Annotated in this window: 21 protein-coding genes, 1 other RNA gene and 1 pseudogene; 10 read left to right on the top strand and 13 right to left on the bottom strand. The window is 42.7% G+C overall.

Annotated elements, in window-relative coordinates; genetic code table 11:
* Positions 1–50 precede the first annotated feature (50 nt).
* Together H5114_RS07960 and H5114_RS07955 are read left to right on the top strand one after the other, a co-directional pair.
* The gene (locus H5114_RS07960) at positions 51–1,643 is read left to right on the top strand and encodes an AAA family ATPase (protein ID WP_182722637.1); all 1,593 of its coding nucleotides are present in this window, start codon (positions 51–53) and stop codon (positions 1,641–1,643) included.
* A 2-nt stretch (positions 1,644–1,645) separates the two neighbouring features.
* Positions 1,646–2,749 (top strand): hypothetical protein, encoded by a 1,104-nt coding sequence (locus H5114_RS07955; RefSeq protein WP_182722636.1) that lies wholly within the window; start codon positions 1,646–1,648, stop codon positions 2,747–2,749.
* Between the two features lie 971 nt (positions 2,750–3,720).
* Here the strand turns inward: H5114_RS07955 and gcvP are convergent.
* From gcvP to H5114_RS07925, 6 genes are all read right to left on the bottom strand, one after another.
* Positions 3,721–6,609 (bottom strand): aminomethyl-transferring glycine dehydrogenase, encoded by a 2,889-nt coding sequence (gene gcvP, locus H5114_RS07950; RefSeq protein WP_182722635.1) that lies wholly within the window; start codon positions 6,607–6,609, stop codon positions 3,721–3,723.
* Positions 6,610–6,784: 175 nt separating this feature from the next.
* Positions 6,785–7,174, bottom strand: coding sequence for a glycine cleavage system protein GcvH (gcvH, locus tag H5114_RS07945; protein WP_124015465.1), 390 nt, complete (start codon positions 7,172–7,174; stop codon positions 6,785–6,787).
* A gap of 82 nt (positions 7,175–7,256) precedes the next feature.
* The gene (gene gcvT, locus H5114_RS07940) at positions 7,257–8,351 is read right to left on the bottom strand and encodes a glycine cleavage system aminomethyltransferase GcvT (RefSeq protein ID WP_182722634.1); all 1,095 of its coding nucleotides are present in this window, start codon (positions 8,349–8,351) and stop codon (positions 7,257–7,259) included.
* A gap of 219 nt (positions 8,352–8,570) precedes the next feature.
* Positions 8,571–9,794, bottom strand: coding sequence for an FAD-dependent oxidoreductase (locus H5114_RS07935; protein WP_182722633.1), 1,224 nt, complete (start codon positions 9,792–9,794; stop codon positions 8,571–8,573).
* A 24-nt stretch (positions 9,795–9,818) separates the two neighbouring features.
* Positions 9,819–11,105, bottom strand: a complete 1,287-nt coding sequence (gene ubiH, locus H5114_RS07930) for a 2-octaprenyl-6-methoxyphenyl hydroxylase (RefSeq protein WP_182722632.1) — start codon at positions 11,103–11,105, stop codon at positions 9,819–9,821.
* Positions 11,106–11,134: 29 nt separating this feature from the next.
* Positions 11,135–11,710 (bottom strand): UPF0149 family protein, encoded by a 576-nt coding sequence (locus H5114_RS07925; protein ID WP_124015461.1) that lies wholly within the window; start codon positions 11,708–11,710, stop codon positions 11,135–11,137.
* A 244-nt stretch (positions 11,711–11,954) separates the two neighbouring features.
* On the opposite strand from H5114_RS07925, the gene H5114_RS07920 reads away from it, so the two are divergent.
* The 3 genes from H5114_RS07920 (at position 11,955) to H5114_RS07910 (ending at position 13,192) form a co-directional block, all read left to right on the top strand.
* The gene (locus H5114_RS07920; RefSeq protein WP_101086040.1) at positions 11,955–12,254 is read left to right on the top strand and encodes a cell division protein ZapA; all 300 of its coding nucleotides are present in this window, start codon (positions 11,955–11,957) and stop codon (positions 12,252–12,254) included.
* A gap of 51 nt (positions 12,255–12,305) precedes the next feature.
* A non-coding RNA gene (gene ssrS / locus H5114_RS07915) (6S RNA) lies at positions 12,306–12,487 on the top strand.
* 9 nt (positions 12,488–12,496) lie between these two features.
* Positions 12,497–13,192: a 5-formyltetrahydrofolate cyclo-ligase gene (locus H5114_RS07910; protein WP_124015460.1), complete on the top strand. Its 696-nt coding sequence runs from the start codon at positions 12,497–12,499 to the stop codon at positions 13,190–13,192.
* Between the two features lie 477 nt (positions 13,193–13,669).
* Here H5114_RS07910 and H5114_RS07905 read toward each other — a convergent pair whose 3' ends face one another.
* From H5114_RS07905 to folX, 4 genes are all read right to left on the bottom strand, one after another.
* Positions 13,670–14,962: an O-acetylhomoserine aminocarboxypropyltransferase/cysteine synthase family protein gene (locus tag H5114_RS07905; protein WP_182722729.1), complete on the bottom strand. Its 1,293-nt coding sequence runs from the start codon at positions 14,960–14,962 to the stop codon at positions 13,670–13,672.
* Between the two features lie 135 nt (positions 14,963–15,097).
* On the bottom strand, positions 15,098–15,826 hold the full coding sequence (gene folM, locus H5114_RS07900) for a dihydromonapterin reductase (RefSeq protein WP_182722631.1): 729 nt from the start codon (positions 15,824–15,826) through the stop codon (positions 15,098–15,100).
* A 192-nt stretch (positions 15,827–16,018) separates the two neighbouring features.
* On the bottom strand, positions 16,019–16,687 hold the full coding sequence (gene folE / locus H5114_RS07895; RefSeq protein WP_124015458.1) for a GTP cyclohydrolase I FolE: 669 nt from the start codon (positions 16,685–16,687) through the stop codon (positions 16,019–16,021).
* A 21-nt stretch (positions 16,688–16,708) separates the two neighbouring features.
* A complete protein-coding gene (gene folX / locus H5114_RS07890; RefSeq protein WP_124015457.1) occupies positions 16,709–17,071 on the bottom strand; it encodes a dihydroneopterin triphosphate 2'-epimerase in 363 nt (120 codons plus the stop codon).
* Between the two features lie 178 nt (positions 17,072–17,249).
* Between folX and H5114_RS07885 the strand changes: the two genes are divergently transcribed.
* The 3 genes from H5114_RS07885 to H5114_RS07875 all read left to right on the top strand — a co-directional run bounded on the left by H5114_RS07885 (position 17,250) and on the right by H5114_RS07875 (position 19,334).
* The gene (locus H5114_RS07885; protein WP_182722728.1) at positions 17,250–17,639 is read left to right on the top strand and encodes a thiol-disulfide oxidoreductase DCC family protein; all 390 of its coding nucleotides are present in this window, start codon (positions 17,250–17,252) and stop codon (positions 17,637–17,639) included.
* Positions 17,640–17,676: 37 nt separating this feature from the next.
* Positions 17,677–18,519 carry an SDR family NAD(P)-dependent oxidoreductase gene (locus H5114_RS07880; RefSeq protein WP_182722630.1) on the top strand — a complete coding sequence of 281 codons (843 nt, stop codon included), beginning with the start codon at positions 17,677–17,679 and terminating at the stop codon, positions 18,517–18,519.
* 251 nt (positions 18,520–18,770) lie between these two features.
* Complete coding sequence (locus H5114_RS07875) at positions 18,771–19,334, top strand: hypothetical protein (RefSeq protein WP_182722629.1); 564 nt, start codon at positions 18,771–18,773, stop codon at positions 19,332–19,334.
* A 109-nt stretch (positions 19,335–19,443) separates the two neighbouring features.
* Here the strand turns inward: H5114_RS07875 and H5114_RS07870 are convergent.
* A pseudogene (locus H5114_RS07870) lies at positions 19,444–19,542 on the bottom strand (malate dehydrogenase); the annotation flags it as partial.
* Between the two features lie 393 nt (positions 19,543–19,935).
* On the opposite strand from H5114_RS07870, the gene H5114_RS07865 reads away from it, so the two are divergent.
* Entirely contained in the window at positions 19,936–20,736 is an 801-nt protein-coding gene (locus tag H5114_RS07865) for a 3-hydroxybutyrate dehydrogenase (protein ID WP_182722628.1), read from the top strand.
* A gap of 177 nt (positions 20,737–20,913) precedes the next feature.
* Here H5114_RS07865 and H5114_RS07860 read toward each other — a convergent pair whose 3' ends face one another.
* Both H5114_RS07860 and H5114_RS07855 read right to left on the bottom strand, forming a co-directional pair.
* Positions 20,914–21,870, bottom strand: coding sequence for an alpha/beta hydrolase (locus tag H5114_RS07860; protein ID WP_182722627.1), 957 nt, complete (start codon positions 21,868–21,870; stop codon positions 20,914–20,916).
* The gene (locus H5114_RS07855; protein WP_182722626.1) at positions 21,870–23,042 is read right to left on the bottom strand and encodes an MFS transporter; all 1,173 of its coding nucleotides are present in this window, start codon (positions 23,040–23,042) and stop codon (positions 21,870–21,872) included. The genes H5114_RS07860 and H5114_RS07855 overlap by 1 nt, the downstream gene beginning before the upstream one ends.
* 167 nt (positions 23,043–23,209) lie before the next feature.
* Here H5114_RS07855 and H5114_RS07850 point away from each other — a divergent pair, with 167 nt between their 5' ends.
* Entirely contained in the window at positions 23,210–26,716 is a 3,507-nt protein-coding gene (locus H5114_RS07850) for a sodium:solute symporter family transporter (RefSeq protein WP_182722625.1), read from the top strand.
* The last annotated feature ends 25 nt before the right edge of the window (positions 26,717–26,741 follow it).

Raw genomic sequence — 26,741 nt, 5'->3', positions numbered from 1 at the left:
AGACTTCATTTATTACTTATTTGAAAAATACAAATTAAAGGATATTCTTAATGCTACAATCTATAAGACTTAGAAACCTTAGAAGCTTCAGTAATAATGAAGAATCACCATTCGTAGACTTAAAGCCCATTACAGTTTTTATAGGGAAAAATAGTAGTGGTAAAAGCTCTTGTTTAAGAAGCCTACCACTTTTAAGGCAATCTGTTGAAGCTAGAACTACAGGGCCGATATTATGGTATGGGTCATATGTTGATTTTGGCGCATTCTCTGAAGCAATTGGTCATAATTCTGATGGGAATACAATTTTTTTTGATTTTCAACTTGAGCTGAGTATTTCCAGAGGACACTTTTCACCCAAGTATGCACCATTTGATTTTAGTTTTACGGAACTTTTTGGAAAAAACAGTATCAATGTTCAAATTGAGCTAGGTGTTACTGAAACCCAAAATAAAACAGTAGCGAAATCATTAAAATTAAAATTTGATAGTTATGAATATGAACTTGAACTCTTAAATGAAAATAAGTGCAACTTAACTATAAACAAAGAAACGGTAAAGGGTATAGATACTCTAAACTTCTTAACTCGTGGACAGTTTCTCCCCGAAATCGGACGCTTAAGAAAAATAGAAAGAACTATTGATGGTCTAAAAAGAACTCACCGCATTTGGGAGGAATATTATTTAAATTACTTTTTCACATCTGCCTTAAAAAACAAATTATCTCAATACTTTCACCCTAACACCTCTGAAAATACAATTATTGAAGGTATAGATAAACTTGGAATTTGTGCAATTGAAGATATAGAAAAAGATCTAAAAAATGTATTTAGAGCAACGAGTTCTTTTAAGAAAAACTTCAAAAACATATCTACACAAGACAGAGAATTAATTCATTCTTTAGCATTGCACAAAAACCTCCCTTATATTCTAAGTTTAATCGACAAGGAGCTTGAATCAACCTTCAAGAACATTCGTTATATTGCTCCTTTAAGAGCTACTGCAGAAAGGTACTATAGACATCAAGATCTACAAATTGATGAAATTGACCATACTGGTTCCAATCTAGCTATGTTATTAAAATCTTGGTCTTCAATGGACAACTCAAAATTTTCAGAATGGACTATGGATAATTTCGGCTTCAAAGTAAGAGTGAATGAATCAGGTCTTCATTATGCTTTAATGGTACAAACAAAAGGTGATAAGCGAGAATATAATATCAACGATATGGGATTCGGCTTTTCACAAATATTACCCATTGTTGCTTCTATTTGGCTTGAAACAACCAATCTAGCACGACTCAACCGAAGGAATTCACCTAAAAAACAATTAATATTTGCTATCGAGCAGCCTGAACTGCACTTACACCCAGAGTATCAAGCAAAGTTAGCAACTATGTTCTCAAAAATTGTACATGCTTCAAAATCCCAGAACATTAACTTATCCATCATTTTTGAAACACACAGTAAAACAATGGTTGACACTCTCGGCGATAATATAGAAGACGGAATAATAAATAAAGATGATATCAATATCGCATTATTTGAGAAATGTGAAACTTCCAACTCAAGTATAGTTAAATTTGCAAGTTATGATGATGAAGGCAACCTTGATAATTGGCCCATTGGCTTCTTCTCAGGGAGATAATCATGTTAATAGAAATCAAGAGTTGTGAACCAAAATCATACGAAAACGAGCCAGATAAAATGAGTGCTTTGATAAATTTATTGGCCACTCATGGGCTTAGAAAAAATATAATAATTGCACCTAAGCAAGTTTTATTAGATGTTATTAATTCAGATTTATACTCAAAAAATGACAAAAGATATGCTTCAGATATTCTTGAGTCAAATCGTGAGAATAATTCACTAAAAAAAACTCTGCTCATGCACGGTATTGTCGATTTTAGTTCACAAAACACCTCTGTTATAAAAAATGATAATCTATATCAGATTTCTGTTGGATATTATCAATTCTTAAACCCTAAAAATGCAGAAGCCACACCAATAATTACTGAGAACGAAAATGATTTTTTATTTTATAGTGTTGTAGGAAAATACTACTCAAAATATATATCAAAACTAAACCTAAATATTAATCTAGATCATTACTTGGGAGCAGGAAGTCACTCAAAGACTCAGTTTGACAAGTTATCAACTAAGCATCCTTTTTTACTTTGTATAGTCGATAATGACAAACCTCACCCTAAAAAAGGTGAAGGAAGCACCTCTTCCGTTTTCAGTAAGTCTGATAGAACATTTAATAGTGGTCGTATAGCAAAAGTAATCGACATTAGAGAAATTGAAAGCATAATACCTAAATTCATAATTAAAGAAGTATTTTCAAAAGCAACTGCAACAACTATAGATGCACTAGATGATATTTGTACTTTGGCTGATATTGAAAATGATTTCAGAAGATATTTTGATCACAAAGATGGTCTAAATTTAAAAAAAGCCATTGAGCTGGATTCTAAATACGGTGAATTTTGGCTACCAATTTTAGGGGCGCATTCTAAATTTTCTGATAAAGATTGTTTTAAAACCAAACTTTGCTCAAACTGTGGGCAATGCCCTGAAGTTAAAGGCTTGGGAAACTCTCTTTTGGCCAACTCTAATAATGTAATCAAAACAACAAATCTTTATACAATAAAGAGATTACTAGAAAACTCATTAAAAGATGCTTGGTATAGTATAGGAGAGTATGTTTTATGCTGGGGGTGTGTAAGCACCACTAGACCATCGCGTAGTTAAAGTTAAAAAAATAAGGGTGCCTTAATAAGATATTTGCAGTTCCCTAACTAGGTTCTGCAGCATCTTAATAGCTGACTCTGTTTCTTTGCAGTTTTGACGGCTAAACCACGTAAGTAAAGTATAAATAGCGATAGACAGGCTATGAATAAAAGTACGCTTAATTTATCTTGGCTTGAGCTTAAACTACATTAGATAAAAGAAATCCCCTATACGGGGATTGATACCATTAACCAGTAACATACCTAAATTTTAGTTATTTAAATGAATTTAAAACTTATCAAAAAATTCCATCAAAATTAAAATAAGTCTTAAAGTTAATATTACATTTGTTAGAAAATCACAATATTTTATACTTTTTAATTTAACCCAAATGTTATGTATAAATACTTTATCTTGGTGCATAAATCCTCCAATTTGATCGGAGTTATCCAGCTAATGAATTGATTTATTTTTCTTAAATTGATTATTTAAGCACCAAGAGGGGAGGTAAAGATTTAGAATAATATAAAATCTTATTCGTTTATAAAAACACATCCAAACTTTTTATTCAAACATTAATTTGCTTATATGCTGGGTACGTCAAATTTTTGTGGCACAGATTAAAGCCAAAGAATAAAAGTTCGATTCCAGCTAAAAACATTACCGGAAAGACAGACATAAAAAAGCGACCTTCCGGTCGCTTTTTAATGCTTTAGATTCCCGCTCAAAAACCTTGCGGGAATGACGATTAGTGTATTACCACCATAATTGCGTCGCTGGCGATGATAAGACAATGAAGTTTGAGGTTTTCGCCGCGGAGTTGACTGGTGTCAAACTCCTTATTTCGAGCTATGCGAAAACTCTCAGCTGTAAATAGCGTTACTGCCGAAAGTAAGACAAAAAAGCCGCTGCTTTTCGCCACGGAGTTGACTGTTGTCAATGAGTAGCGAAAAGTAGCGGCTGATGCAGTATTACTGAGGTTAAGTAGCTATTTACTCGTAGTCAGATAATGGGACGCAACTACACATAAGGTTGCGATCCCCATACACATCATCAATACGATTCACCGTTGGCCAAAACTTATTCGCCTTAACCGCAGCGCTTGGGAACACGGCCACTTCACGGCTGTACGGACGTGAATCAAACTCGGTGTCCATAATGTCAGCCAGCGTATGCGGTGCATTGTGCAGTGGGTTATTGTCCACTGGCCACTCGCCTGCTTCTACCTTGGTAATTTCACCGCGAATAGAAATCATCGCTTCGATGAAACGATCCAGCTCAACCTTAGACTCAGATTCAGTAGGTTCAATCATCAAGGTTCCCGCTACTGGGAAGCTCATGGTAGGTGAATGGAAACCGTAGTCGTTTAGACGCTTAGCGATATCCATTTCGGTTACGCCAGAAGTTTCTTTTAATGGGCGTAAGTCGATAATACATTCATGGGCAACGCGCTCATTACGGCCAGTAAATAATACTGGGTAATGTGGGGCGAGCTTTTTCATGATGTAGTTAGCGTTTAATAGCGCAGTTTGGGTAGATTGCTTAACCCCTTTAGTGCCTAACAACTTAATGTACATCCAGCTGATTGGCAGGATGCTGGCACTACCATACGGTGCAGCAGATACGGCGCCGTTATGGTCGCTTTCGCGCCCTGGCTTAACCACTACGTGACCGGCTACAAATGGCGCAAGGTGTGCTTTAACACCAATTGGGCCCATACCTGGACCACCGCCGCCGTGCGGGATAGCAAAGGTTTTGTGTAGGTTTAAATGCGATACGTCTGCACCGATAAAGCCTGGTGATGTTAAACCAACCTGTGCGTTCATGTTCGCGCCGTCTAAGTAAACTTGACCGCCATATTGATGGACGATTTCGCATACTTCGCGGATAGATTCTTCATACACACCGTGAGTCGATGGGTAAGTGATCATGATGCACGATAGGTTACCAGCAAGCTCAGATGCTTTAGCACGTAAGTCTTCTAAATCGATGTTGCCTTGCTTGTCACAAGCAGTCACCACCACTTGCATACCAGCCAATTGCGCTGATGCTGGGTTAGTACCGTGGGCAGATTGCGGGATTAAGCAGATGTTACGATGCGCGTCGCCGCGAGATTCGTGGTATTTCTTAATCGCTAACAGACCAGCGTATTCGCCTTGTGCACCTGAGTTTGGTTGAATACACACAGCGTCATAACCGGTGATTTTCACTAAAAACTCAGACAACTCGTTAATTAACTGGGTATAACCTTGTGCTTGGTCTAGTGGGCAGAATGGGTGCATGTTAGCAAATTCTGGCCAGCTTACCGGTAGCATTTCCACTGCCGCGTTGAGCTTCATGGTGCATGAGCCTAACGAGATCATGGAGTGGTTTAGGGCTAAATCTTTATTTTCGAGACGTTTGATATAACGCATCATCTCGGTTTCGCTTTGGTAGCGATTAAACGTTGGATGGGTTAATACGGCATCTTGACGTACTAAGGCTTCAGGGATTGACTGACTGCCGTTAGCAATGATGTCTGCATCGAGTGCAGCTACGTCTAAACCATGGCCTGCGCCTAAGATAACGTCAAACAAGACTGCGATGTCGGCACGGATAGTGGTTTCGTCTACGCTGATACCAAATACGCCATCAGCATCGATACGCAAGTTAACTTGTGCCGCTAACGCACGGGCATTAATGGCAGCAAGGTCGGCACCTTTAACACTGATGGTGTCAAACCAAGTAGTGTTAACCAGTGATACGCCTTTAGCGGTTAAGCCTGCCGCTAAAATGTCGGCAAAACGGTTAATGCGTGAAGCTATGGTTTTTAAGCCTTGTGGGCCATGGAATACCGCGTAAAACGACGCCATGTTGGCGAGTAAAATTTGTGCAGTACAGATATTTGAGTTGGCTTTTTCGCGGCGAATATGTTGCTCGCGCGTTTGCATAGCCATACGTAATGCGCTGTTACCGCGGCTGTCTTTTGACACACCAATAATACGACCAGGCATTGAACGTTTGTGCTCGTCACGGGCAACAAAGAAGGCTGCGTGTGGTCCGCCGTATCCCATTGGTACGCCAAAACGTTGCGCGCTACCAAATACCACGTCTGCACCCATGGCGCCTGGTGATTTAAGTAGCATCAATGACATGATGTCGGCAGCCACAGTCACGATGACTTTGTTGTCACGTAGCTTGGCAAATAGCTCAGTGTAATCGGTAATTTGACCAATACGGTTGGTGTACTGGAACAAGGCACCAAATAATTCGTAATTAACAGACTCGCTTGCTGGGCCAACAACCACTTCAAAACCAAAACATTCAGCGCGAGTTTTAACTACGTCTAATGTTTGTGGAAATACATCATCGGCCACAAAGAAGATGTTTGCTTTTTTAGCTTTAGACACCCGTTTGGCTAATGCCATGGCTTCTGCTGCTGCAGTGGCTTCGTCCAGTAATGAGGCTGACGCAAGGTCAAGACCAGTAAGGTCCATTGAAACTTGTTGGAAGTTTAAAATCGCTTCTAAACGGCCTTGGGCGATTTCTGGCTGGTATGGCGTGTAAGCCGTGTACCAACCTGGGTTTTCAAATACATTACGCAAAATGACATTAGGGACTTGCACGCCGTAGTAACCCATACCGATATAGCTTTTAAATACAGTGTTTTTGTCAGCTATGTTACGGATATAGGCGATACCTTCGGCTTCGCCACATGAGTCACCTATGGTGAGATCTTGGGGTAAACGAATTTTGCCAGGAACGGTTTGGGCGGTGAGATCTTCTAGTGACTCTGCACCAATAAAGTTCAACATTTCTTGTTGTTGTGCTTCACTTGGGCCGATGTGGCGAGTCAGGAAAAGTTCGTGCTGTTCTAGTTGTGTCAGGGTTTGCTTGGTCATGTTAAACCTTGTTCCAAATCGACCAGTTTTGGCTGTAGGGCACAGAACTGGATTAGGGTGAAAATGGGTAATACGTGAATAACCTGTTTAGGGTTTATTATGTTGCGCGCTCGTCATTGTTTTTAGCTGCACATAACAAAGAAGCTCCCTAGGGAGCTTCCTGTGTCATTGGCGATTATTCTTCGTCAATCACTTCTTGATAACCTTCGGCATCAAGCAGTCCATCAACTTCTGATTCGTCAGAAGGCATAACGCGGAAGAACCAGCCTTCACCAAAAGCATCGCTGTTAACAAGCTCTGGTGAATCTTCTAGAGCTTCGTTTACCGCAATAACCTCACCAGAAACCGGTGCGTAAATGTCTGATGCTGCTTTAACAGATTCTGCTACGGCGCAATCTTCACCGGCAGTGACTGTGTCGCCGACTTCTGGCAATTCGACAAATACCATGTCGCCTAGTAACTCTTGAGCATGCTCAGTAATACCCACTGTGTAGCTTCCGTCTGTTTCTTTACGGATCCACTCATGTGAAGATGCATATTTCAAGTCTGCTGGAATAGTGCTCATTATTGTTGTTCCTTAATCAGATGTTCTAATACTTAATCAATAAATTCTTTTTGGGTAAACCGCAACTCATTTTATTGAATCTTTAGAAAGCTTGTTTACCGTTACGTACAAAACTTGGGGCGATGACTTTTACGTTAACACGCTTTTTACGCATTTCAACTTCAGCTATCGCACCAATACCATTAGGTACACGGGCCATGGCAATAGAATAGCCTAATGTTGGCGAAAACGACCCGCTGGTGATCACACCTTGATGTTCAACACCCTCTACGTCGGTAAAAAACACAGCCATATCATGGCGTAATACGCCCTTTTCTTCCATGACTAAACCGACTAATTTGTCAGTGCCAGCCGCTTTAATTGCAGTAAGTGCGTCACGGCCAATAAAGTCACGATCGCTTGGCTCCCACGCTACGGTCCAGCCCATGTTAGCGGCTAATGGATTAATTGACTCGTCCATGTCTTGACCGTATAGGTTCATGCCCGCTTCTAAGCGTAAGGTATCACGCGCACCTAGACCACATGGCTTAACGCCTGTATCTAACAGTGCTTGCCATAAGGCTTCAGCTTCGGCTTCTGGCACTATGATTTCGTAGCCCGCTTCACCAGTGTAACCTGTGGTGGCAATAAATAAGCTGCCAGATTGCACACCAAAGAATGGCTTCATGCCTTCAACGGCAGCATTTTGCTCAGCAGAAAATACGCTAGCCGCTTTGGCTTTAGCATTAGGGCCTTGCACGGCAATCATCGCAAGCTCTGGACGTTCAGTCACCACCACATCAAATGCTGCAGCTTGCTTGTTGATCCAAGCCATGTCTTTGTCGCGGGTTGCGGAGTTAACCACGACACGGTAATGAGTGTCGGTTAAGTAGTAGGTGATAAGGTCGTCGATGATGCCAGCGGTTTCGTCTAGCATTCCGCCGTAAAGGGCTTTACCTGGTACGGTAAGCTTGGCGACATCGTTAGCAAGTAACTTACGTAAAAAGGCACAAGCATCGCTGCCGGTAACGTCAACTACCGTCATGTGAGACACGTCGAACATGCCTGCATCTTGACGAACTGCGTGGTGTTCTTCGATTTGAGAGCCGTAATTAATCGGCATGTCCCAACCGTGGAAATCAACCATTTTGGCTTTAGATTCTAAATGCTTGTTAAAAAGTACGGTTTTGCTAGCCATTATTATCCCTTTTTTTGAGGCCTTTCTTATGTAGGTTTTTGATAAAATGCGGCCAAAATTATACTCCGCAGACCTACTTTGTATACAAAAAATTTTTCTAATCCGAGTCCTGTCGCATTAGTTTAGCTAATCTATTATTGTAATTTATTTACATAATTTTTTACAATAAAAACGCCGACTTAGCTGTATAGACTGATATTAAACAAGTTTCTATATTCGCTACGATGAAATTGGCTCACGACAAAGTTTAGGTAATGTCATTTTGTTACCCATAGCCTGTTTGATGAACACTGTTTTCAGCCCAGCGACATTATCAACTAGGGTTAGGCCTATGTCGCGCATGGCTTTTTTAAGCGGATTGCTGCCGGCGAACAATCTTTTAAAGCCTTCCATGGTGGCAATCATCTCCATGGCTTCAGCTTTACGCCAACGTTCAAGGGCGCGTAAATGACTGTATTCGCCTAAATCTTTGCCTTGTTCGTGCAATTGGCTAAAGGTGTCGATAATACTGGCGGCGTCTAAAAAGCCGAGGTTAACCCCTTGGCCAGCAAGCGGGTGAATGGTATGGGCAGCATCACCAGCCAGCACTAATCGATGGCGGGCAAAATGGCGCGCATAACGCATACGTAATGGGAACGATTGTCGCTCGCTAATCACCTGGCACAGGCCTAAACGACCATCGAGTGCAGCGGTTAACGTTTTGCCAAATTCGATATCGTCTAATGCTAATAATTGCTCAGCTTGATCGGGCGATACCGACCAGACGATGGAACATAAATTATCGTCATACAAGGGCAACATAGCTAGCGGACCACCGGGTAAAAAGGCTTGTCTGGCGGTCGCATCGTGGGCTAACTCAGTGCGCACAGTAGCCACTATGGCATGGTGGCCGTAGTCCCAGAATGTCAGCGGAATATTGCATTGTTCACGCACCCAAGAATTGGCTCCGTCGGCGGCCACCACCACTGCGGCGCTGATGTTGTCGCCGCCGGCTAGGGTTAGCCAGGCTTCACGTTCGCCAAAGGCAATGCGCTCAAGGCGTTGACCTTGTAAATGAGTTAAATTGCTGATTTCGCTGGCGCGCTTAGCCAGTGCATAGCTAATGGCATCATTTTCGATAATTGAACCTAAATAGGCTTCGCTAATACTGTGAGCGTCAAATTCAATTTTGCCTAGACCGTCTTTGTCCCAAACCGACATTTTTTGGTAAGGGCTAACACGGCTGTCATCAAGGTATTGCCACGCACCGAGATTTTCGAGCAATTGTTGGCTGGCTTTGTTAACGGCACTAACACGCAATTTGGGCTCACCACTCACGGCTTGGGTTTCGCCAGCATCAATGACCACCACATTAAGGTCGGCATTCGCTAACCCAATTGCCGTTGCCAGCCCGACCATACCACCGCCAACAATAGCAACATCATATGTTTGAGTAGAAAACATGCTCAATCCTTACCTTAAAATGAGTTAACGCCAGCCCATTGCGGTTTGTGCGATGGGACGTTTTAACGGTGGTAGCCAAGACAATAGGCGTAAACCAAGATTGCGACCCGCTACCATCGGCCAATATTGGTTGGAAAAGCCACGTACTAAAAATTCGATATTACTCAGCGTGCTGTCGCGATCCGCTTGGCGTGCGGCTAAATACTGATGCAAGATAGCATTACTGCCGACATCGACCTCAGTTGAGGGATGGGCTAATTGATACGTACTGAAAGCCTGTTTCAGTACATCCAGTAAGCCCACAACATCACGCAGGCCAAGATTAAAACCTTGTCCGGCAATTGGGTGTAGGGTTTGCGCCGCATTACCAATAAAGATGCAGCGATGGTAAATCGGTCTTGGCATGTACGATAACGTCAGTGGATAACTGCTGCGCTGACCCACATCAACGAAGCGACCAACGCGATGGCCAAAGGCTTGTTGTAATGCGGCTAAAAACTCGGCTTTGTCGGCATGTTTTAGTTGCTCTGCTTGAGCGGGCGGTAATGCCCACACTACGGAAAAACGCGACTGAGCAGCGCTGGCTGACACGGCAGTATGCGCCGCAGCGGTCATGGGCACTGAACTCATAGGCAGCAGAGCTAATGGCCCTGTTTGCGTAAAGCGTTCGTAAGCCCAATGCTGGTGCGGCTGGTCAGTACTCACATTGGCGACAATGGCCGTTTGATCGAAATTGATTTGTTCTGTGGGTTGGCCAAGATGTTGACGCACCACGGAATTAGCACCATCGGCAGCAACTAATAACTGGCAATGCAATTGCGTACCGTTATCTAAAGTTAATAAGTGACCATTGGTTTGAGTCTGTAACTCAGTCACGGTAGCCGGACAAAACACCTCAACAGATGATTTAGCCAATTGCTCAAACAACACTTTGCCCACTTGGGCTAACTCAACCACCTGCCCTAATGCTCCTAAGCCAAGCGGTTTAGCGTTAAGTTCGGTCATACCAAAGTGGCCGCGATCAGAAACATGAATATTTTCGATCGCCGTGCCTAGATGCTGCAACTTGGGCCAAATACCTAAACGAGTCAGTTCGAAAATAGAACCGTGTGCAATGGCAATGGAGCGAGCATCAAAACCTGGGTGATTGTTGCTCGCTAGGTGGGCTTCGATTAAGGCGATGCGCAGCGGACGCGACAAGGTGGCAGATAACTTAGCTAGCCCGAGGGCTAACGTGGCTCCGGCCATGGCGCCACCGACAATGGCAATATCAACATTTAGCTGTGCTGTGATGGTGTGTGCTGTGGTCATACGCTGCGTTGCTGCCTATACCAAAAATGTTAGTGGAAAGTTGAAGACTCATCGGTGTCATTCAATGGCATGTCTAAGCCAAACTCTGAGTAGCATAAAATAGCTGACATTCTGACAAACTCTTGCAGTTCAAAGTAAGCAACTTCTGACTCTTCGTCATCACCAACATCAAATTCTACTTGAGCAATATCGGCCAGATCTTTAATCACTTCACGTACATCTGGCGATGCTTTGGCTAGCTGTGGTTGAATAATGGCAATGCCGGTTAAAAAGCTTTGAGTCCACAGGGCTAACGCTTCGACGCGATCGCTTAATGACGCTTCTTCTTCTGGCAATAAGAGGGTAAAACCAAATTCGAAATCCACTAATCGATTAACCGTGTCTTGATACAATTCGCTGATCAGCAGTTGTAAATTAGGCTCTAACGGTTGCCCATCGTTCATTAACTCAACTAACGGTGTTAACCAGGCTAAATTTTCTTGTTTAACGCCACCACAAATAAGCCCTACCAGTGCGCCATGCACTTCTACTGGATGCTGGCCAACTTCTGCGTAATCTAGGGCCTGTTTTAGTTTTTCAATACATAATGAAGGTGGGGTTGCCATGGTTAATTCCTAATAGCGCAATATCTGCATCAATGCTAGCAGAGTTAGGATGATGCTCCAAATGCTAGTGTGTAATGTGGTTAAATTTGTGAGCCATAAAGTGACTATAATAATTGACAATGAGTGTATTTGTTCAGACAACCAGCAAATAGTTAAAAAGGCGCGTTGTTGCCTTGCTCTTTTAAATTCAGCCCTATATAGTTCGCCACATGCTTGAGTTTAACTAAGGATCTGTGGCGACATTATGAGTAACAGTGCTGTTGATATCACCCTATTAGGGCGCACCTACTCTATCGCATGTCCAAAAGGACGCGAAGATGCCTTGCGCACGGTAGCCAGAGAAGTTGAAAACCAACTGACAACCTTAAAATCTCGTACTAACAATTTAAGCCGTGAAGAGCTGGCGATTATGGCAGCATTAAACATTGGTAATGAACTGTACGAAGAAAAGCAAAAGAATAAGCAGTACATGGCGCAAATGGATGAGCGTATTTCGTTATTGCAATCAACCTTGGAAACATCGTTGGTTGAACGAAGCCGCTAGGAAGGCTAGACTAAGATTTAAGAATGAAGCAAAGCTTGATTCAACCAGTTTTGCTCCCTGAGATATTCGCCAGTTGGCTAAGTCCCTGTGCCGATAATTACAAACCCAGGGTGAATGCTTTTGTTGACACTGTGCATGCTCGGCTCGTACCGAGAAGCCTTAGGAAATGAACATTTACCCGCCTTGAACCTACGGTTCAAGGGCTACGCCGGCAGCGGTATTTTGGGGAGCATTCTAATTTTATGACCATCACTCGTTTTATGACTAACACAGAAAATCGTCCGGTTACGTCAACATCTTCGGCACGTATTAGCTACTTTGCCACCCCTTCTGAGTTTCAAGAACCGCTGTTCGATAGCACAGACATGAGCCGCGACAACATTCGCCGCCATGTTCGCCAAGAGCGAAATAGCCTTAGTCCTGAAGAACAAAGCCAATTAGCCTTAATTGCTAGCCGCCACATGCTTGCTGAAATTCAAGCTCAGTCGGCTAAGCATGTTGCCTTGTATTTTACCCAAGACGGTGAATTAGCGACTCAAAAGCTGATTGAAGCATTATGGGATCTCGACATTAACCTGTATTTGCCTCGGCTTCATCCGTTCAGTAAAGGCAACTTACTGTTTATTCGTTATGATCGCGATTCTGTGATGCTTGAAAATCAATACGCGATTAAAGAACCACAATTGAATGTGCAGCATGTTATTACTGTCGATAAACTCGATATGATCATCACCCCTTTGGTGGCATTTGATGAACACGGTAACCGTATGGGCATGGGCGGCGGATATTACGACCGCACTTTGGCACAAGTGGTCGATAACAAGCCGTTAGCAGTAGGCTTTGCCCACGATTGTCAGCAAGTGAGCCAAGTTCCTACCGAGTTTTGGGATATGCCTTTACCAGTGATTATTACCCCAACGAGGCGATTAGCTATTTAAAATAGCTTAATACTATTAAGGTCGTGGCGCTTCGCCCACACCAGACCAAGAAGGGGAAAACGGCTTCCCCCTCTTAGATCTCCCCGCCAGCTCCGGCAAAATGTTACTCCTCATAGCATAATAAAAATCACCTAACGACTCAGATGGTACATCTGATGTGAATGGACTGACGAATGTCGTGATGACATGGATGTCAAAAAACGACCATGCCCCCCGAGCCTGTTACATATCTGCAAAACAGGAGTCTACATGCCTTGAAACACAGGCATGTGTGATAAAGGCCATGATATCACTACGGCATTTTTATCATGCTATTTCGGACACTTTGGACGCAGACACCTTGATACTGCAGGTTCCTCTTATATACCAACTAGACTTTGTAGAAGGTAGGAATTAAACATAACAGAATAGAAAAAGCCCCATCAATAAACGCTATTGATGGGGCTTTTTCATTATATTGCTTAGGTAAAAATAGGCTTACACAATTGCTTTCTCTAATGCTTGGCTAACATCGGCGATGATGTCGTCTATGTGTTCAATACCCACAGATATCCGCACTAAGTCTTCTGATACACCAGCTTTAGCTAACTCTGCGCCGCTCAGTTGGCGATGAGTGGTACTGGCTGGGTGACAAGCCAGTGATTTAGCGTCGCCGATATTGACCAAACGAAGCACCATTTGTAATGCATCTATAAACTTACCACCAGCCACTTTACCCGCTTCAGCATTGGCGGCTTTAATGCCAAAACTAATGATACCAGAGGCTTTACCGCCAGTGATTTTTTGGCAAGTTGCATGGTGTGGGCTATCAGGTAATGCGGCATAGTTTACCCAACTAATGCTTGGGTGTTGCTGCAAGTATTCCGCTAGTGTGAGCGCATTACTGCAGTGACGTTCCATACGTAAACTTAGGGTTTCTAAACCTTGAAGTAATAAAAATGAACTGTGTGGCGACAATGCTGCGCCAGTATTGCGCAGTGGCACAACACGACAGCGACCAATAAATGCCGCGGGGCCAAAGGCGTCGGTATAAACTACGCCGTGATAAGACGGATCAGGCTGATTAAGTATCGCAAAGCGTTTTTTATTGGCGACCCAATCAAATTTACCCGAGTCGATAATCACCCCACCAATAGTGGTGCCGTGGCCGCCAATGTATTTAGTTAATGAGTGAATGACAATGTCGGCGCCATGATCAAATGCGCGGCACAACACTGGCGTGGCCACAGTATTATCGACAATTAACGGCACCCCATGTTTGTGGGCAATATCGGCCAAACGCTGTAAATCGACAATATTGCCGGCAGGGTTACCAATTGATTCACAAAATAATGCTTTAGTGTTGTCATCAATTAACGCATCGAGGCCATCGAAATCATCAAAGGCTGCCATACGCACTTCAACGCCTTGGCGCGGTAATGTATGCGCAAATAAGTTATAAGTGCCGCCATACAATTGGCTAGTACTGACAATGTTGTCGCCTACTTGAGTTAACGCTTGAATAGCATAAGTAATGGCCGCCATGCCAGAAGCTACAGCCAGTGCACCAATGCCGCCTTCTATCGCCGCTAAGCGCTGTTCCAGTACACTGGTTGTGGGGTTCATTATGCGGGTGTAAATATTACCGGCGACTTTTAAGTCGAACAGATCCGCCCCGTGTTGGGTATCGTCAAAGGTGTAAGAGGTGGTTTGGTAAATTGGCACTGCAGCAGCTTTAGTGGTTGCTTCTGACTCGTAACCATAATGTAACGCCAGTGATTCCAGTTTCATGTTTGCTGCAGTCATAGTAACTTCCTTCAGGTAATAGGCTGTGTGATATTGCACTGCTATCCACACTAGCAATTAGCCATCTAGAAGTCTATGTTAAATTATCGCTTCACACTTTTTAATGATGCTGTTGACTGGCTATTTTAATTGTCTGCCGCCATCAACCGCATAACTGCGACCCGTAACATAATGACTCGCATGCAAATAATCGATTAAGGCGATGATTTCATCATAACCCGCTTCTTTTGGCAAAATCGCTTTGGCTAACGCTTTTACTTTATAAGCATCATCGTCATGGTCGTTAAATAAGATCATCGCTGGGGCAATAGAGTTCACTTTAACGTGCGGTGCTAACAAGCTGGCAAATGACAGTGTCATATTATGCAGTGCAGCTTTACTGGCAGCATAAGCAATGTGCTTTTTACTGCCCTTTTCGGCAACATAATCGGTAATATGAATAATGTTACTGGCACCAATACTGTCGTGATTGATTTTAGCCGCGCTAATAAGCAATGGCGCTAAAGCAAGGTTGATTTGATAAGGCGCAGTGACATGAATTTGCATCATTCTCGCCATGGTGTCACTCGGGCTTAAACCGCTGTTGTCGGGCAACCAGTCGGATGCATTATGAATAATGGTATCGAGGCGATCGTGATGCTGATTGATGTGGCTAATTAAGCCATCAATGGCGCCTGCATCGGTTAAATCGCATGAATGTAAACTCGCGCCTAACTTACCCAACTGCTCAATACTGTCGTAGTGAGTGCGATAAGTGCCAATAACATGATGACCTTGAGCCAAATAATACTTAGCCAGTGCATAGCCAATACGCTTACCTACGCCAGTGATCAGTATTGTTCGTTCCATAATGTTGCCTTTATTGGTTGTCGCTCTGATAACGTGTGACTTTATCATAAGCAAAATTAGATGGTTATCTCAAAGTAATGGATAATGAAACATTTACCCTACCGACTAATAATGACAAAAGATAGTCGGTTAAATTATAAAAAAATGACTCCGCTAATGGGAGTCATTCAATCATGATGATACCGCGGTTTACTAAGCTAAAAATTCAGCGCGGCTAGCTGGGTTGGCTTTAAAGCAGCCACCAAGTGCAGTGGTTTGGGTGCTTGATGAGGTATCCATGATGCCACGAGATTTTACGCAATAATGAGTAGCATTAATGCTCACGGCGACATCTTCGGTGGCAAGCAAGGTTTGCAACGCCACTAAAATCTGCTGAGTTAAGCGCTCTTGAACTTGAGGACGCTGCGCAAAAAAACGCACGATACGGTTAATTTTTGATAGACCGATAATGTTGTCTTTGGGGATGTAGGCCACCTTGGCGAGCCCGTCAATAGTAATAAAGTGATGCTCACAGGTACTGACCACACTGATGTTACTGATCTTAACCATCTCTTCAACACCCATTTTATTATCAATTTGGGTGATTTTAGGGAAGTTAGCATAATCAAGACCTGAAAAAATCTCGTTAACGTACATTTTAGCAATGCGATGCGGCGTTTCGGCCAAACTGTCATCGGTTAAATCGAGCCCTAAAGTAGACACAACCTCAGTCATTAAACCTTTAATACGCTGATATTTTTGCTCGCTAGTCATGTCACTCGGTACCAAAGGGGTTTCCAGTCCGTGAGCAACTAACGCTTGTTGTACTTTTAATGCTTCTGCAGACAACTCTGCACGGGTTATGTCATTAATGGTCGTCATAATAACATCCTTAATATTGGGTTAGGCTTGATACTCTAAAGATAACGATACAGAATCTGCGAATCGCAATGCATGCGGCTTATCAATAGTGACCCGAGCTAAAGTAACAGTTGGGTGTTCACGGCAAATATCTAACACGTCAGCAACCAATTTTTCCAGTAACAAGAAACGCCCTTCTTCTACATGCTGAATCACTTTTTTGGTGATGATTTTGTAGTTTAGCGCATCGGCAACGTCGTCGGTTTGAAACGATCGATCGGCTGGATAATGGATCTCAATGTTGATCACCACATCTTGCTGTTTTTCGCGCTCGTCTTGGTTAAAACCAATAAAAGTACGTAAACGTAAATTGGTGACCTTAATAATGGCTTGGCTTAATGGCATTATTTAGCCCTTGTGAATTGTTTTGAATAGATACGCGAGGGTGCAATAAAAAGATCATAAATATTGATTTTGATCGGTTGAACCGCCTGTTGCATTAAGGTGAGAACATAAAGGTAAACTAGCTGGGCCTATTGTGCGTACAATGATTTATACACACATTATTTCAATGAGGTTAATGATGGAACTGACGGTTTTTTACGATGGCACTTGCCCGCTTTGCCTCAATGAAATGAAGCAATTGAAGCGTTACGATAGCTTAGATCGCATCAAGCTTGAAGATATTAATGCCGATGATATTAATGATCGTTTTCCTGATTTAGACGTGGCACATGCTAATACCGTATTACATGGATTGCAGGCTGATGGCAGCTGGATTTATGGTTTAGATGTTACGGCTAAAGCATGGGGCCTAACCGGTAAACATGGTTGGATAAAACTGTTGCGCTTGCCATTGATAAAACCGCTTGCCGATATTGCTTATTTAGCTTTTGCCCGCAATCGCTACCGGATATCTTATTTACTCACCGGCCAAAAGCGCTGTGATAATGGCAATTGTAAGGTTAAATAAGCGCTTCATTTATGAAAAATAAGGTATGAGATAAGCTATGAGTGAGTCAACTTCAACACAGACCTTGGTAGTTATTGGGGCATCATCGGCTATCGCCCAAGCCTTTATCGACCATGCCATTGCTGCTGCTTTGAAGGGGCTTGCTGACATGGCAGAACAAACTGATGATTTAGCCTTAAATGTTATTACTGTTAGCAGACAATCCGAGCTGACATTAGCCAATCTAAGTAACAAGATTACCCACCAGCATTTTTATTGTAATTACCAGCAAGCATCGATTATTGATTGTGTTAACAGTATCGGCAAGGTCGCAGGCAAAATCAGTCGCATTGTGATGTGTAATGGTATTTTGCATTCACAAACAGCTGACGTGCAAATTCAGGCTCAACAACCTAGCTTGATGCCAGAAAAACGCATTGAAGATATTAATGCTAATGCCCTAGAGCAATTATTTTATGCCAACAGTATTGTGCCCATGCTGTGGCTGAGTGCATTGACGCCGCTATTATCGCAAGCCCGTCATAAGGTAGACGCTGACAATAAGTGTGTGATCAGTATATTGAGTGCTCGGGTCGGCAGTATTTCTGACAATCGTTTGGGTGGTTGGTATGGGTATCGCGCTTCAAAAGCAGCGTTAAACATGCTGATTAAAACCACAGCCGTAGAATATGCAAGACGACTTAAGCGAGTTAAGTTAATTGCGTTTCATCCAGGCACCACTGACACACCATTATCAAAACCTTTTCAAGCCAATGTACCTCAAGGTAAATTATTTACCCCAGAGTTTGTCGCCAGCCAGTTGTATCACATTATGGCCAATATTGAGCCAGATGGTGAAGCCAGTTACTTGGATTGGCAAGGGCAACAGATTAGTTGGTAAATGAGTTGCTAGCGGACTTGATAGTGTTGACTGATTACTGATAGATCACCTGTTTAATGCATAACCCAATCTCAATTATCGACCGAAGGACAGCGATAAAAAGACTTATTGATGATACATATTTCGATAATCTCCTCACTATTACGACAAGCATATCAATAACATGTCCTGTTCGCTGATTTGGTCAATGCACTCAAATCTGCTAAGTTAATGGCGTTTTAAAAATCATAAGTTGTTATTAAGGGAATAAGATGAAATTAAAAGTGATTTTACCAATGCTACTCGCTGGAATTGGCTTTAATGCTATAGCAATGGATATGCAACAACAAATGGTTGATATGACAATCAATCAGATGAAAGCACGAGGTGATTTCGTCACACTAGCTGAATTATCGGGTCTTGATATTTCAACATTAGAACAAGGGTATCGTGATTCCTTTAAAACCTGCTTTAATGAAGAAGCTTTTATGCAAGATGAAGAACATGACAAAATGAATCAATGTCTGATGAATGAGTTCCCCACTAATATTGGCCTATCGAAAGCGAAACTCCAAAAATGGGTCGATACCATAAAAAGTAATGAACACAACGAAGAAGCCATGTCGCCAACGGACAACTGGTTTGCTGAAATGGACAGTATAAACGAGAAAATTTTTGCATTAGAAGATAAACAACAACTTAGTGCTGCAGAAACTAAACAACTGCAACAACTTCGAGAGAAAAAACTTGAGTCAATGGCTAAACGACCAGGTGTATCAAGGAAAGAGATAAAAGCAATAACAGCAGAGTTAGAGACTTTACGTAATAACAATTAATTTATTTTATGTATCGAGCTATAACTGATAAATAAAAAAACGCGAAGCCATTAGCTTCGCGTTTTTAGATCATTGATATTGTTAATTACTTAACAAATTCAACGCCTAATTAGATATCACCTTTAAGGGTATCTAACATTGCATCACGAGCGTTAACTTCAAATGCGCTGATTTCACCGTAAGGTAATACTTTTTCTACACCGTTTTGTCGCCAGCCAGTTGTATCACATCATGGCCAATATTGAGCCAGACGGTGAAGCCAGTTACTTGGATTGGCAAGGGCAACAGATTAGTTGGTAAATGAGTTGCTAGCGGACTCATTAAGGAATCGGTTAGCCTATTGCTTATGGCCAGTATTCAACAACTTATCCTGTCTATAAGCAAACTGTCATCAACACGATTAACCCACCATCTGTAACAAATGACGTTTCCCTATGGTACTAAGGTGCCAAATAAATAGTGCTGTATTTGCTTTATTCTGAGAGTACTGACTCGGATTGTAGTGAAACCATGTCGTTGACATCACTTTGCTATGAAACATTACACTATGGGCGATCACATATGCTGTCATTGCCGCTATTGAATTGAGGAAACCGATATTATGTCGACGTTACAAACAGGACTACAAGGCAAAGTGGCGCTTATTACTGGCTCAACTAGCGGAATTGGTCTGGCGACTGCACATGTGCTGGCTGAGCAAGGTTGCCATATCGTATTGCATGGCCTTATGGATCATGATGAAGGGCAAACTTTAGCTGCTGAGTTTCGGGCACAATACCAAATCAACACCTTTTTTAGCAATGCTGACTTAAGAGAGGCTAACTGCATACATGAGTTTATCGACAATGCGGTTAATGCCCTAGGCAGTATTGATATTTTAGTGAACAACGCCGGCATTCAACATACACAAGATGTGGCTCATTTTCCGATAGAAAAGTGGAATGACATCATTGCGATTAACTTGTCTGCTACTTTTCATACTATTCAACAAGTTATCCCTGCTATGGCTGAAAAAGGCTGGGGCCGGATCATCAATATTGCCTCAGTGCATGGTTTAGTCGCCTCAGCAAATAAAGTGGCCTATTGCGCGGCAAAGCATGGGATTGTGGGCTTAACAAAAGTGGTCGCGATTGAATGTGCCGAACAAGGCATTACCGTTAATGCAATTTGCCCTGGTTGGGTTGATACTCCGCTTATCGGTAAACAAATTGACAGCATTGCAAGCGATAAAAGCTTGAGTTATGACGAGGCTAAATACCAACTGGTAACCTCAAAACAGCCATTACCAGAAATGTTAGCTCCTAGACAAATCGGCGAGTTTGTTTTATTTCTTTGTGGTGGTGTAGCAAGAGGCATTACAGGATCAGCGCTGCCGATGGATGGTGCCTGGACGGCGCAATAAGCTTAACTAACCTTAGCTTTAACTATTAGCATTTGGTTTAGCCTTAGCCTTATATAATCACGTCAACCCGCATTCACTGTCTGTGAATGCGGGTTGTTTTTATTAGCAGAGAAGACTTGGCCAACTGAGCCGCTAGCCAAGATAATGGTGCAGTTAACCAGACTAATATGAGATCAATTAGGCCTTGGCCATAAACGCAACTATGTGTTGATAGGTTGCCATACATTCCTCTTTGACTAAGTCGTGCAGCAACATATAGGCATGGATCATGCCGTCGAACGCATGGTGCTCAACCTCTACACCCGCAGCAGTTAACGCATTAGCATATGCTATGCCCTCATCCCTAAGCGGATCGCAACCTGCGGTAAAAATCAGTGTTTTCGGTAAGTGAGCGTTAATGGGACCAAGCAAAGGTGAAGCCTGTTTAACTTGCTCTATCTGTTGCTTTGACAATGATTCGGACAGTTGTAAATACTGCTCAAAATACCACTTTATACGAGGTGTTTCGAGTAAGAAGCCAGTGCCATTACTATCAAGTGATGGGCTGCTTAATGTGTAATCGACACTGGGATAGATCAAAATTTGTTGGTCTATCTTAATCTGTTTATCGGTTAGACTTTTCATGCTTAAGCTAGTGCAAATAGCACCACCAGCACTGTCACCAATAATGGTGACTGAGTCTTGATGGTTAACATCATCGAGTAACTCGGCATAATGGATCAGTGCATGTTCACAGTCATCAAGCCCTGCAGGGTATGGGTATTCAGGCGCGAGTCGGTATTCAACCGATATCACCACGCACTGCACAATACTGGCTAGATGACGGCAAATCGGATCGTACAGCGCCACACTGCCACACATATGACCGCCACCATGAAAGTGCACCAACACAGGCAAAGGCTGCTCTGGTGCAGGGCTATACACTCTGACTGGAATAGCTCGGTCGGTTAACGTAAACGCCTTGTCGGCAATATAGCTCACTGAGGGAGAGTCACTCATTAGTGCGCCAAGTTTATTGAGATTTTCGCGTAATATCGCTGGGGTAAATTGGACATTATTTTGTTTAGCCAAGGCAATATTGCTGTTAACTAAGGCTAGAAAATCAGTCAGCTTAGGGGAAACGATTCCTCGCATTAGATTAACTCCTTTGGTTTGCCTGTTTCTGGTAGAAAATAACTGCCCACAAACACAGTGCCGCTGAGTATGGTAATCATAACAAATGAGCCAAAATAACTGCCATCGCTTAAATCAACCAGCTTACCAAATACCCACAACACGATAGTAGAAACCAGATAACTGATTGACCAAAATAGGCTAAACACCACGGTGATTTTTTGGCCGGTCATCATAGGCAGTTCGTGAGGAATAGACACTAAAGCTGTCACGGGGAAAAAGATAAAAAAGCCCAAGACTATGGCACATAAAACCTGTAACCAAGGCTGAGTACTAAAGGATAAACCCAAAACGGTGATAACAATAATCAAGCCACTCCAGCGAATAATCGGCAGGCGTAACGGATTTTTGCGACTATAAAGCATCCCCGCAATCGTGCCGACAATCCCAAAACCAATCACCCATTTGCTTTGACTTATTCCCGCTTGAGGATAAAAAGTAAATAAGCAGATGTAAAACGACAACAATCCTGAATAAGTAAACGCATAAGCCCAATTAAATTGATCTTTTAATCCCTCAAGGTAACCGTATATTGCGGGCTCTGCACCAGCTGCATGACCAGTGGCTGCTGGAGTATCAAACTTAACCAGTAACCAGAGTATGGCTAATACCAAGCTAGCGGCAGAAAATAACACTAAACTGCTTTGCCAACTGCCCGTAATAGCGTTAATACCTGTCATGCCCCATAAAATAATCGCCGTGCCGACGTTAAATGCCACCGCATTTAGACCATTAATGACTGGGCGATCTTCTGGTGCAAACCACAGCATCACAATGGGGTTAAAGTACACAATCATAAAGGCTCCGCCTAAGCCCATCAAAAAGCGGCTCACCAGCAGTAATTCATAATTGGTCGCAAAAGGAGTCACTATACCAACGACAATTAATAGCGCCGCGAGTAAAAAGGCATACTTTATACCAAACTTTACTGCCACATAAGCGGCGCTAAAGGTGCCGACAATTTTAGCCAAAGTGACGGCACCACTGATAAAACTTGCTGAAGCTAAACTATCTATGTGCATCGATGCCATGATGCTGCCCATACTCGCGGTGCCGCCAACCCATGCCATGGCAAAGAGAACATAACTCGTAAAAACCAGACCTTCGACCAAATATCTATGGGTTATTTTCATAGGCGTAATGTAAACCTTCAATGACACAAATGTAGGTTAATCATGTTATCTGATGGGTATGGATAAATAAGTACTACCTTAGTTCACCGCGATATTAAAAATCTTTATCAAACAGGACGTCTAGTGTAGTTTCGCTAACATATAAGAAAAAATGATTGGGGAATCACTTGCAGGCTTGGTTATCTATTGACACTTGGTTGATCAGTTCCATTTCGATTGCTTATCTTGCAATGCTTTTTGTGGTGGCGCAGTGGGGACAAAATCGCGCCATAAAAAAGTTAAGCCAGAAGCCATGGGTCTATAGCCTATCCTTAGGCGTATGCTGCACCTCATGGGCATTTTATGGCACTGTGGGTCAAGCAGCAACGACAGGGGCTTGGCTTGCTCCCATTTACATTGGTTCGATCATTTGTTTAGTGCTTGCTTGGCCAATGTTAATGCGCACTTTGCAAATCATTAAAAGCCAAAACCTGACCTCAATTGCTGACTTTATTGCTTGCCGTTTTGACCGTTCACCTAAAATTGCTGCCAGCGTCGCCATAGTGTCACTGCTAGGAACGATTCCTTATATCGCCTTGCAGTTAAGGGCTATCAGTACCAGTTTCGACTTACTGACAGGCACATTCCAGTCGGGCATTAGTACCGCATTTGTGGTCACTATCGTATTAATTATTTTCAGTATTTTATTCGGCACACGTCAATTATCGGCCAGTAAACATAACCAAGGCTTAGTTCTGGCGATCGCGTTTAGCTCTATCGTGAAATTGTTTGCCCTTACCGCTGTCGGTATATTTGCCACGTTTTATGTTTTCGATGGCTTTAGCGACCTACTCAGCCAAAGCCAAAATATTACTGAAACCACCCATGCAGACTCTACTTACCTTGTTATTTCTCAGGTGATTTTAGGCGCGATTACTATCTATGCATTGCCGCAAGAATTCCACATGATGATGATAGAAAATAATCATCACCAGGAGCTTAAATCCGCTCGTTGGATGGTGCCGCTATATCTGTTACTGATCAATATTTTTGTATTACCTATCGCCTTGGCTGGGCAGCTTAGCTTCCCCGGTGGTAGCGTGGGCGCCGATACCTATGTACTCACACTGCCGCTATTTTATCAGCAAGCTTGGTTAGGCATATTGGTGTATATCGGTGGACTTGCCGCCGCAACGGCAATGGTTATTGTGGCCGCTATTGTGCTGAGCACCATGATTTCGACAGAAATCCTCACGCCATTATTATTACGTCTGCCGAAGTTTAATTCTCAGCAAAAAACCCCACAACTGGCGGGAATGTTATTAAATTTAAGACGCATATCTATCGCGGTCATCTTGCTATCAGCCTTTGCATTTGAACGTTTTATTAATCAGCAAAATCATTTAGCCAGTATCGGCTTACTATCGTTTGTATTGTTATCGCAGTTTGCACCAGCCGCAGTTGGCGCCTTGTATTGGCGCAATGCAACCACTCAAGGCGCATTTGTGGGGTTAATTATGGGCAGTATTGTTTGGCTCTATACCCTACTCTTGCCGGTTACGTTCCCTGATGCCCAATGGGTTCACCTTGGCTTATTTGGTATCACTTGGTTAACACCGACAGCATTGTTTGGCTTAACGGATTTAGACAACATCAGCCACGGGGTGTTTTACAGTTTAGCGGCTAACATCGGCTGCTTTGTGATGATTTCACTGGTTAAAGAGCAAAGCATTGGCGAGGTGCTGCAAGCCGATTTATTTGTTAATCGAAAACCCGTTCAGTCAGAGCGTCACTTGTCTGTAGATGATTTAGCCAGTTTGTTAAATCGGTTTATTAATAAAGATGAAGCTGATGCCCTGCTCGCCGAATCCAAAAAACTCGCTGGAAAAGATCAACAGCAACAGCTAGTTGATTACACGCGTTTGAAACTGTCTGGGGTGCTCGGTTCTGCCTCAACACGCATGGTAATGAGCGCCGCATCTCGCACCCAACATGTTCCCTTAGAAGATGTGGTGAGCATTGTCGATGAAGCCAGCCAAATATTTGAGTTTAACCGTGAACTACTGCAATCTGGCGTTGAAAATATTGAGCAAGGCATTAGCGTTGTCGATGCTGATATGCGCTTAGTTGCATGGAATCAACGCTATATTGAACTGCTTAATTACCCTAAACACTTTGTCAAAGCGGGGCTTCATGTTGAACAGCTGATTCGATTTAACATCGACAGAGGCATTATCGTGGGTAACGAAGCCCAGGAACTCATCGAAAAGCGCTTAGAGCATATGCGCGGGGGTAGCACGCATCATTTCCAGCGAACTATGCTCGATGGAAAAGTATTAGAAATTCGCGGTCAAGCCATGCCTGGCGGTGGATTTGTCAGTACTTTCACGGATATTACCGCGCATATTGAAGCAGAAAAAGCCTTACAGCTGGCGAATGAAACATTAGAAAAACGGGTAGAAAGCCGCACCAAGGAACTGGAAAAAGCCAAAGCAGAAGCCGAAGCGGCCAATAGCAGTAAAACCCGCTTTTTAGCCGCAGCAAGCCACGATTTAATGCAACCTTTTAACGCATTAACCTTGTTTACTGAGATGTTAAAACAAAGAGTTAAGTCGACTGAACTGCATGATTTAGCAACTAATATTGAAGATTCTCTAAACGTAGTAGAAAGTTTACTATCGGATCTAGTTGAGATTTCACGCTTAGACAGCAATTCGTTAAAAACCGAAAAAAGCCAATTTGCCATTGATGATTTACTGTCCACACTGGTTAATGAATTTAAAGCATTATCGGTGCAACAAGGTATAGATTTTAACTATCAAGTCTCTTCCTGCTTTGTACACAGCGATCAAAGGCTATTACGGCGTATTATTCAGAACTTTTTGTCGAATGCATTTCATTATTCACCTTCAGGCAAAACGCATCATCAAGTCATATCTAATGATGCTAAACCACACCATAAAACAAAAAATACCCATAAGCACAGCGAGTTTGTGCCTAAGGTGTTATTAGGTGTGCGGCGGACTGAAAACGCCTTGTTAATACAAGTTTGGGACAATGGTCCGGGGATCCCTGTTGATAAGCGCCAAGCCATTTTTTGTGAGTTTGAACGTTTAGAGCTGACTCGTGAAATCCCTGGATTAGGCCTAGGTTTGGCGATATGTGACCGTATCGCCAAATTACTCAATGTAAAAATATCACTGCATTCAGAAGTGGGAAAAGGGACTTGCTTTAGCGTTGAAATACCGCGAGTATCGCAGCAGAGAAAGCCGGTGCATTTATTAGACATTGCTGAAGAGGAGATCAGTCGCGACAACCTAAATATGACTGTACTGGTTATCGACAATGATGACCTTATGTTGAAAGCGATTTCTTCATTACTCAGTGGCTGGGGATGCCATGTGATTACCGCTAAAGATCAACCCAGTGCTATACAGCAGCTGGCCGATAATCCACAGCCAAAATTAATTATTGCAGATTATCACTTAGAAGATGATAAAAATGGCGTTGATTTGGTGCAGTACTTATTAGCTCAGCATACCGATAGCATTAACAAGCAAACCACCTGTGTTATTTGCTCTGCAGACCCTTCAGAAGCAGTTAGACAACATACTAGCAGCGCTCAATTTAGTTTTGTACGCAAACCGCTTAAGGCGATTGCCTTAAAACGGATCATTAAACAACTTATGCCTTAGAATTGATGACATAGATTTGATTAAA

The sequence above is a fragment of the Shewanella sp. SR43-8 genome (assembly GCF_014163775.1).
Lineage (GTDB): Bacteria > Pseudomonadota > Gammaproteobacteria > Enterobacterales > Shewanellaceae > Shewanella > Shewanella vesiculosa.
Note: the sequence above shows the minus strand (reverse complement) of the source record. Positions and strands in the feature narration are given on the sequence as shown.

What these genes read in the sequence shown, in the direction of transcription:
- H5114_RS07960 (WP_182722637.1), top strand. Translation starts at nt 51, where the DNA reads ATGCTACAATCTATAAGACTTAGAAACCTTAGAAGCTTCAGTAATAAT.
- H5114_RS07955 (WP_182722636.1), top strand. Translation starts at nt 1,646, where the DNA reads ATGTTAATAGAAATCAAGAGTTGTGAACCAAAATCATACGAAAACGAG.
- gcvP (WP_182722635.1), bottom strand. Translation starts at nt 6,609, where the DNA reads ATGACCAAGCAAACCCTGACACAACTAGAACAGCACGAACTTTTCCTG.
- gcvH (WP_124015465.1), bottom strand. Translation starts at nt 7,174, where the DNA reads ATGAGCACTATTCCAGCAGACTTGAAATATGCATCTTCACATGAGTGG.
- gcvT (WP_182722634.1), bottom strand. Translation starts at nt 8,351, where the DNA reads ATGGCTAGCAAAACCGTACTTTTTAACAAGCATTTAGAATCTAAAGCC.
- H5114_RS07935 (WP_182722633.1), bottom strand. Translation starts at nt 9,794, where the DNA reads ATGTTTTCTACTCAAACATATGATGTTGCTATTGTTGGCGGTGGTATG.
- ubiH (WP_182722632.1), bottom strand. Translation starts at nt 11,105, where the DNA reads ATGACCACAGCACACACCATCACAGCACAGCTAAATGTTGATATTGCC.
- H5114_RS07925 (WP_124015461.1), bottom strand. Translation starts at nt 11,710, where the DNA reads ATGGCAACCCCACCTTCATTATGTATTGAAAAACTAAAACAGGCCCTA.
- H5114_RS07920 (WP_101086040.1), top strand. Translation starts at nt 11,955, where the DNA reads ATGAGTAACAGTGCTGTTGATATCACCCTATTAGGGCGCACCTACTCT.
- H5114_RS07910 (WP_124015460.1), top strand. Translation starts at nt 12,497, where the DNA reads ATGACCATCACTCGTTTTATGACTAACACAGAAAATCGTCCGGTTACG.
- H5114_RS07905 (WP_182722729.1), bottom strand. Translation starts at nt 14,962, where the DNA reads ATGAAACTGGAATCACTGGCGTTACATTATGGTTACGAGTCAGAAGCA.
- folM (WP_182722631.1), bottom strand. Translation starts at nt 15,826, where the DNA reads ATGGAACGAACAATACTGATCACTGGCGTAGGTAAGCGTATTGGCTAT.
- folE (WP_124015458.1), bottom strand. Translation starts at nt 16,687, where the DNA reads ATGACGACCATTAATGACATAACCCGTGCAGAGTTGTCTGCAGAAGCA.
- folX (WP_124015457.1), bottom strand. Translation starts at nt 17,071, where the DNA reads ATGCCATTAAGCCAAGCCATTATTAAGGTCACCAATTTACGTTTACGT.
- H5114_RS07885 (WP_182722728.1), top strand. Translation starts at nt 17,250, where the DNA reads ATGGAACTGACGGTTTTTTACGATGGCACTTGCCCGCTTTGCCTCAAT.
- H5114_RS07880 (WP_182722630.1), top strand. Translation starts at nt 17,677, where the DNA reads ATGAGTGAGTCAACTTCAACACAGACCTTGGTAGTTATTGGGGCATCA.
- H5114_RS07875 (WP_182722629.1), top strand. Translation starts at nt 18,771, where the DNA reads ATGAAATTAAAAGTGATTTTACCAATGCTACTCGCTGGAATTGGCTTT.
- H5114_RS07865 (WP_182722628.1), top strand. Translation starts at nt 19,936, where the DNA reads ATGTCGACGTTACAAACAGGACTACAAGGCAAAGTGGCGCTTATTACT.
- H5114_RS07860 (WP_182722627.1), bottom strand. Translation starts at nt 21,870, where the DNA reads ATGCGAGGAATCGTTTCCCCTAAGCTGACTGATTTTCTAGCCTTAGTT.
- H5114_RS07855 (WP_182722626.1), bottom strand. Translation starts at nt 23,042, where the DNA reads ATGAAAATAACCCATAGATATTTGGTCGAAGGTCTGGTTTTTACGAGT.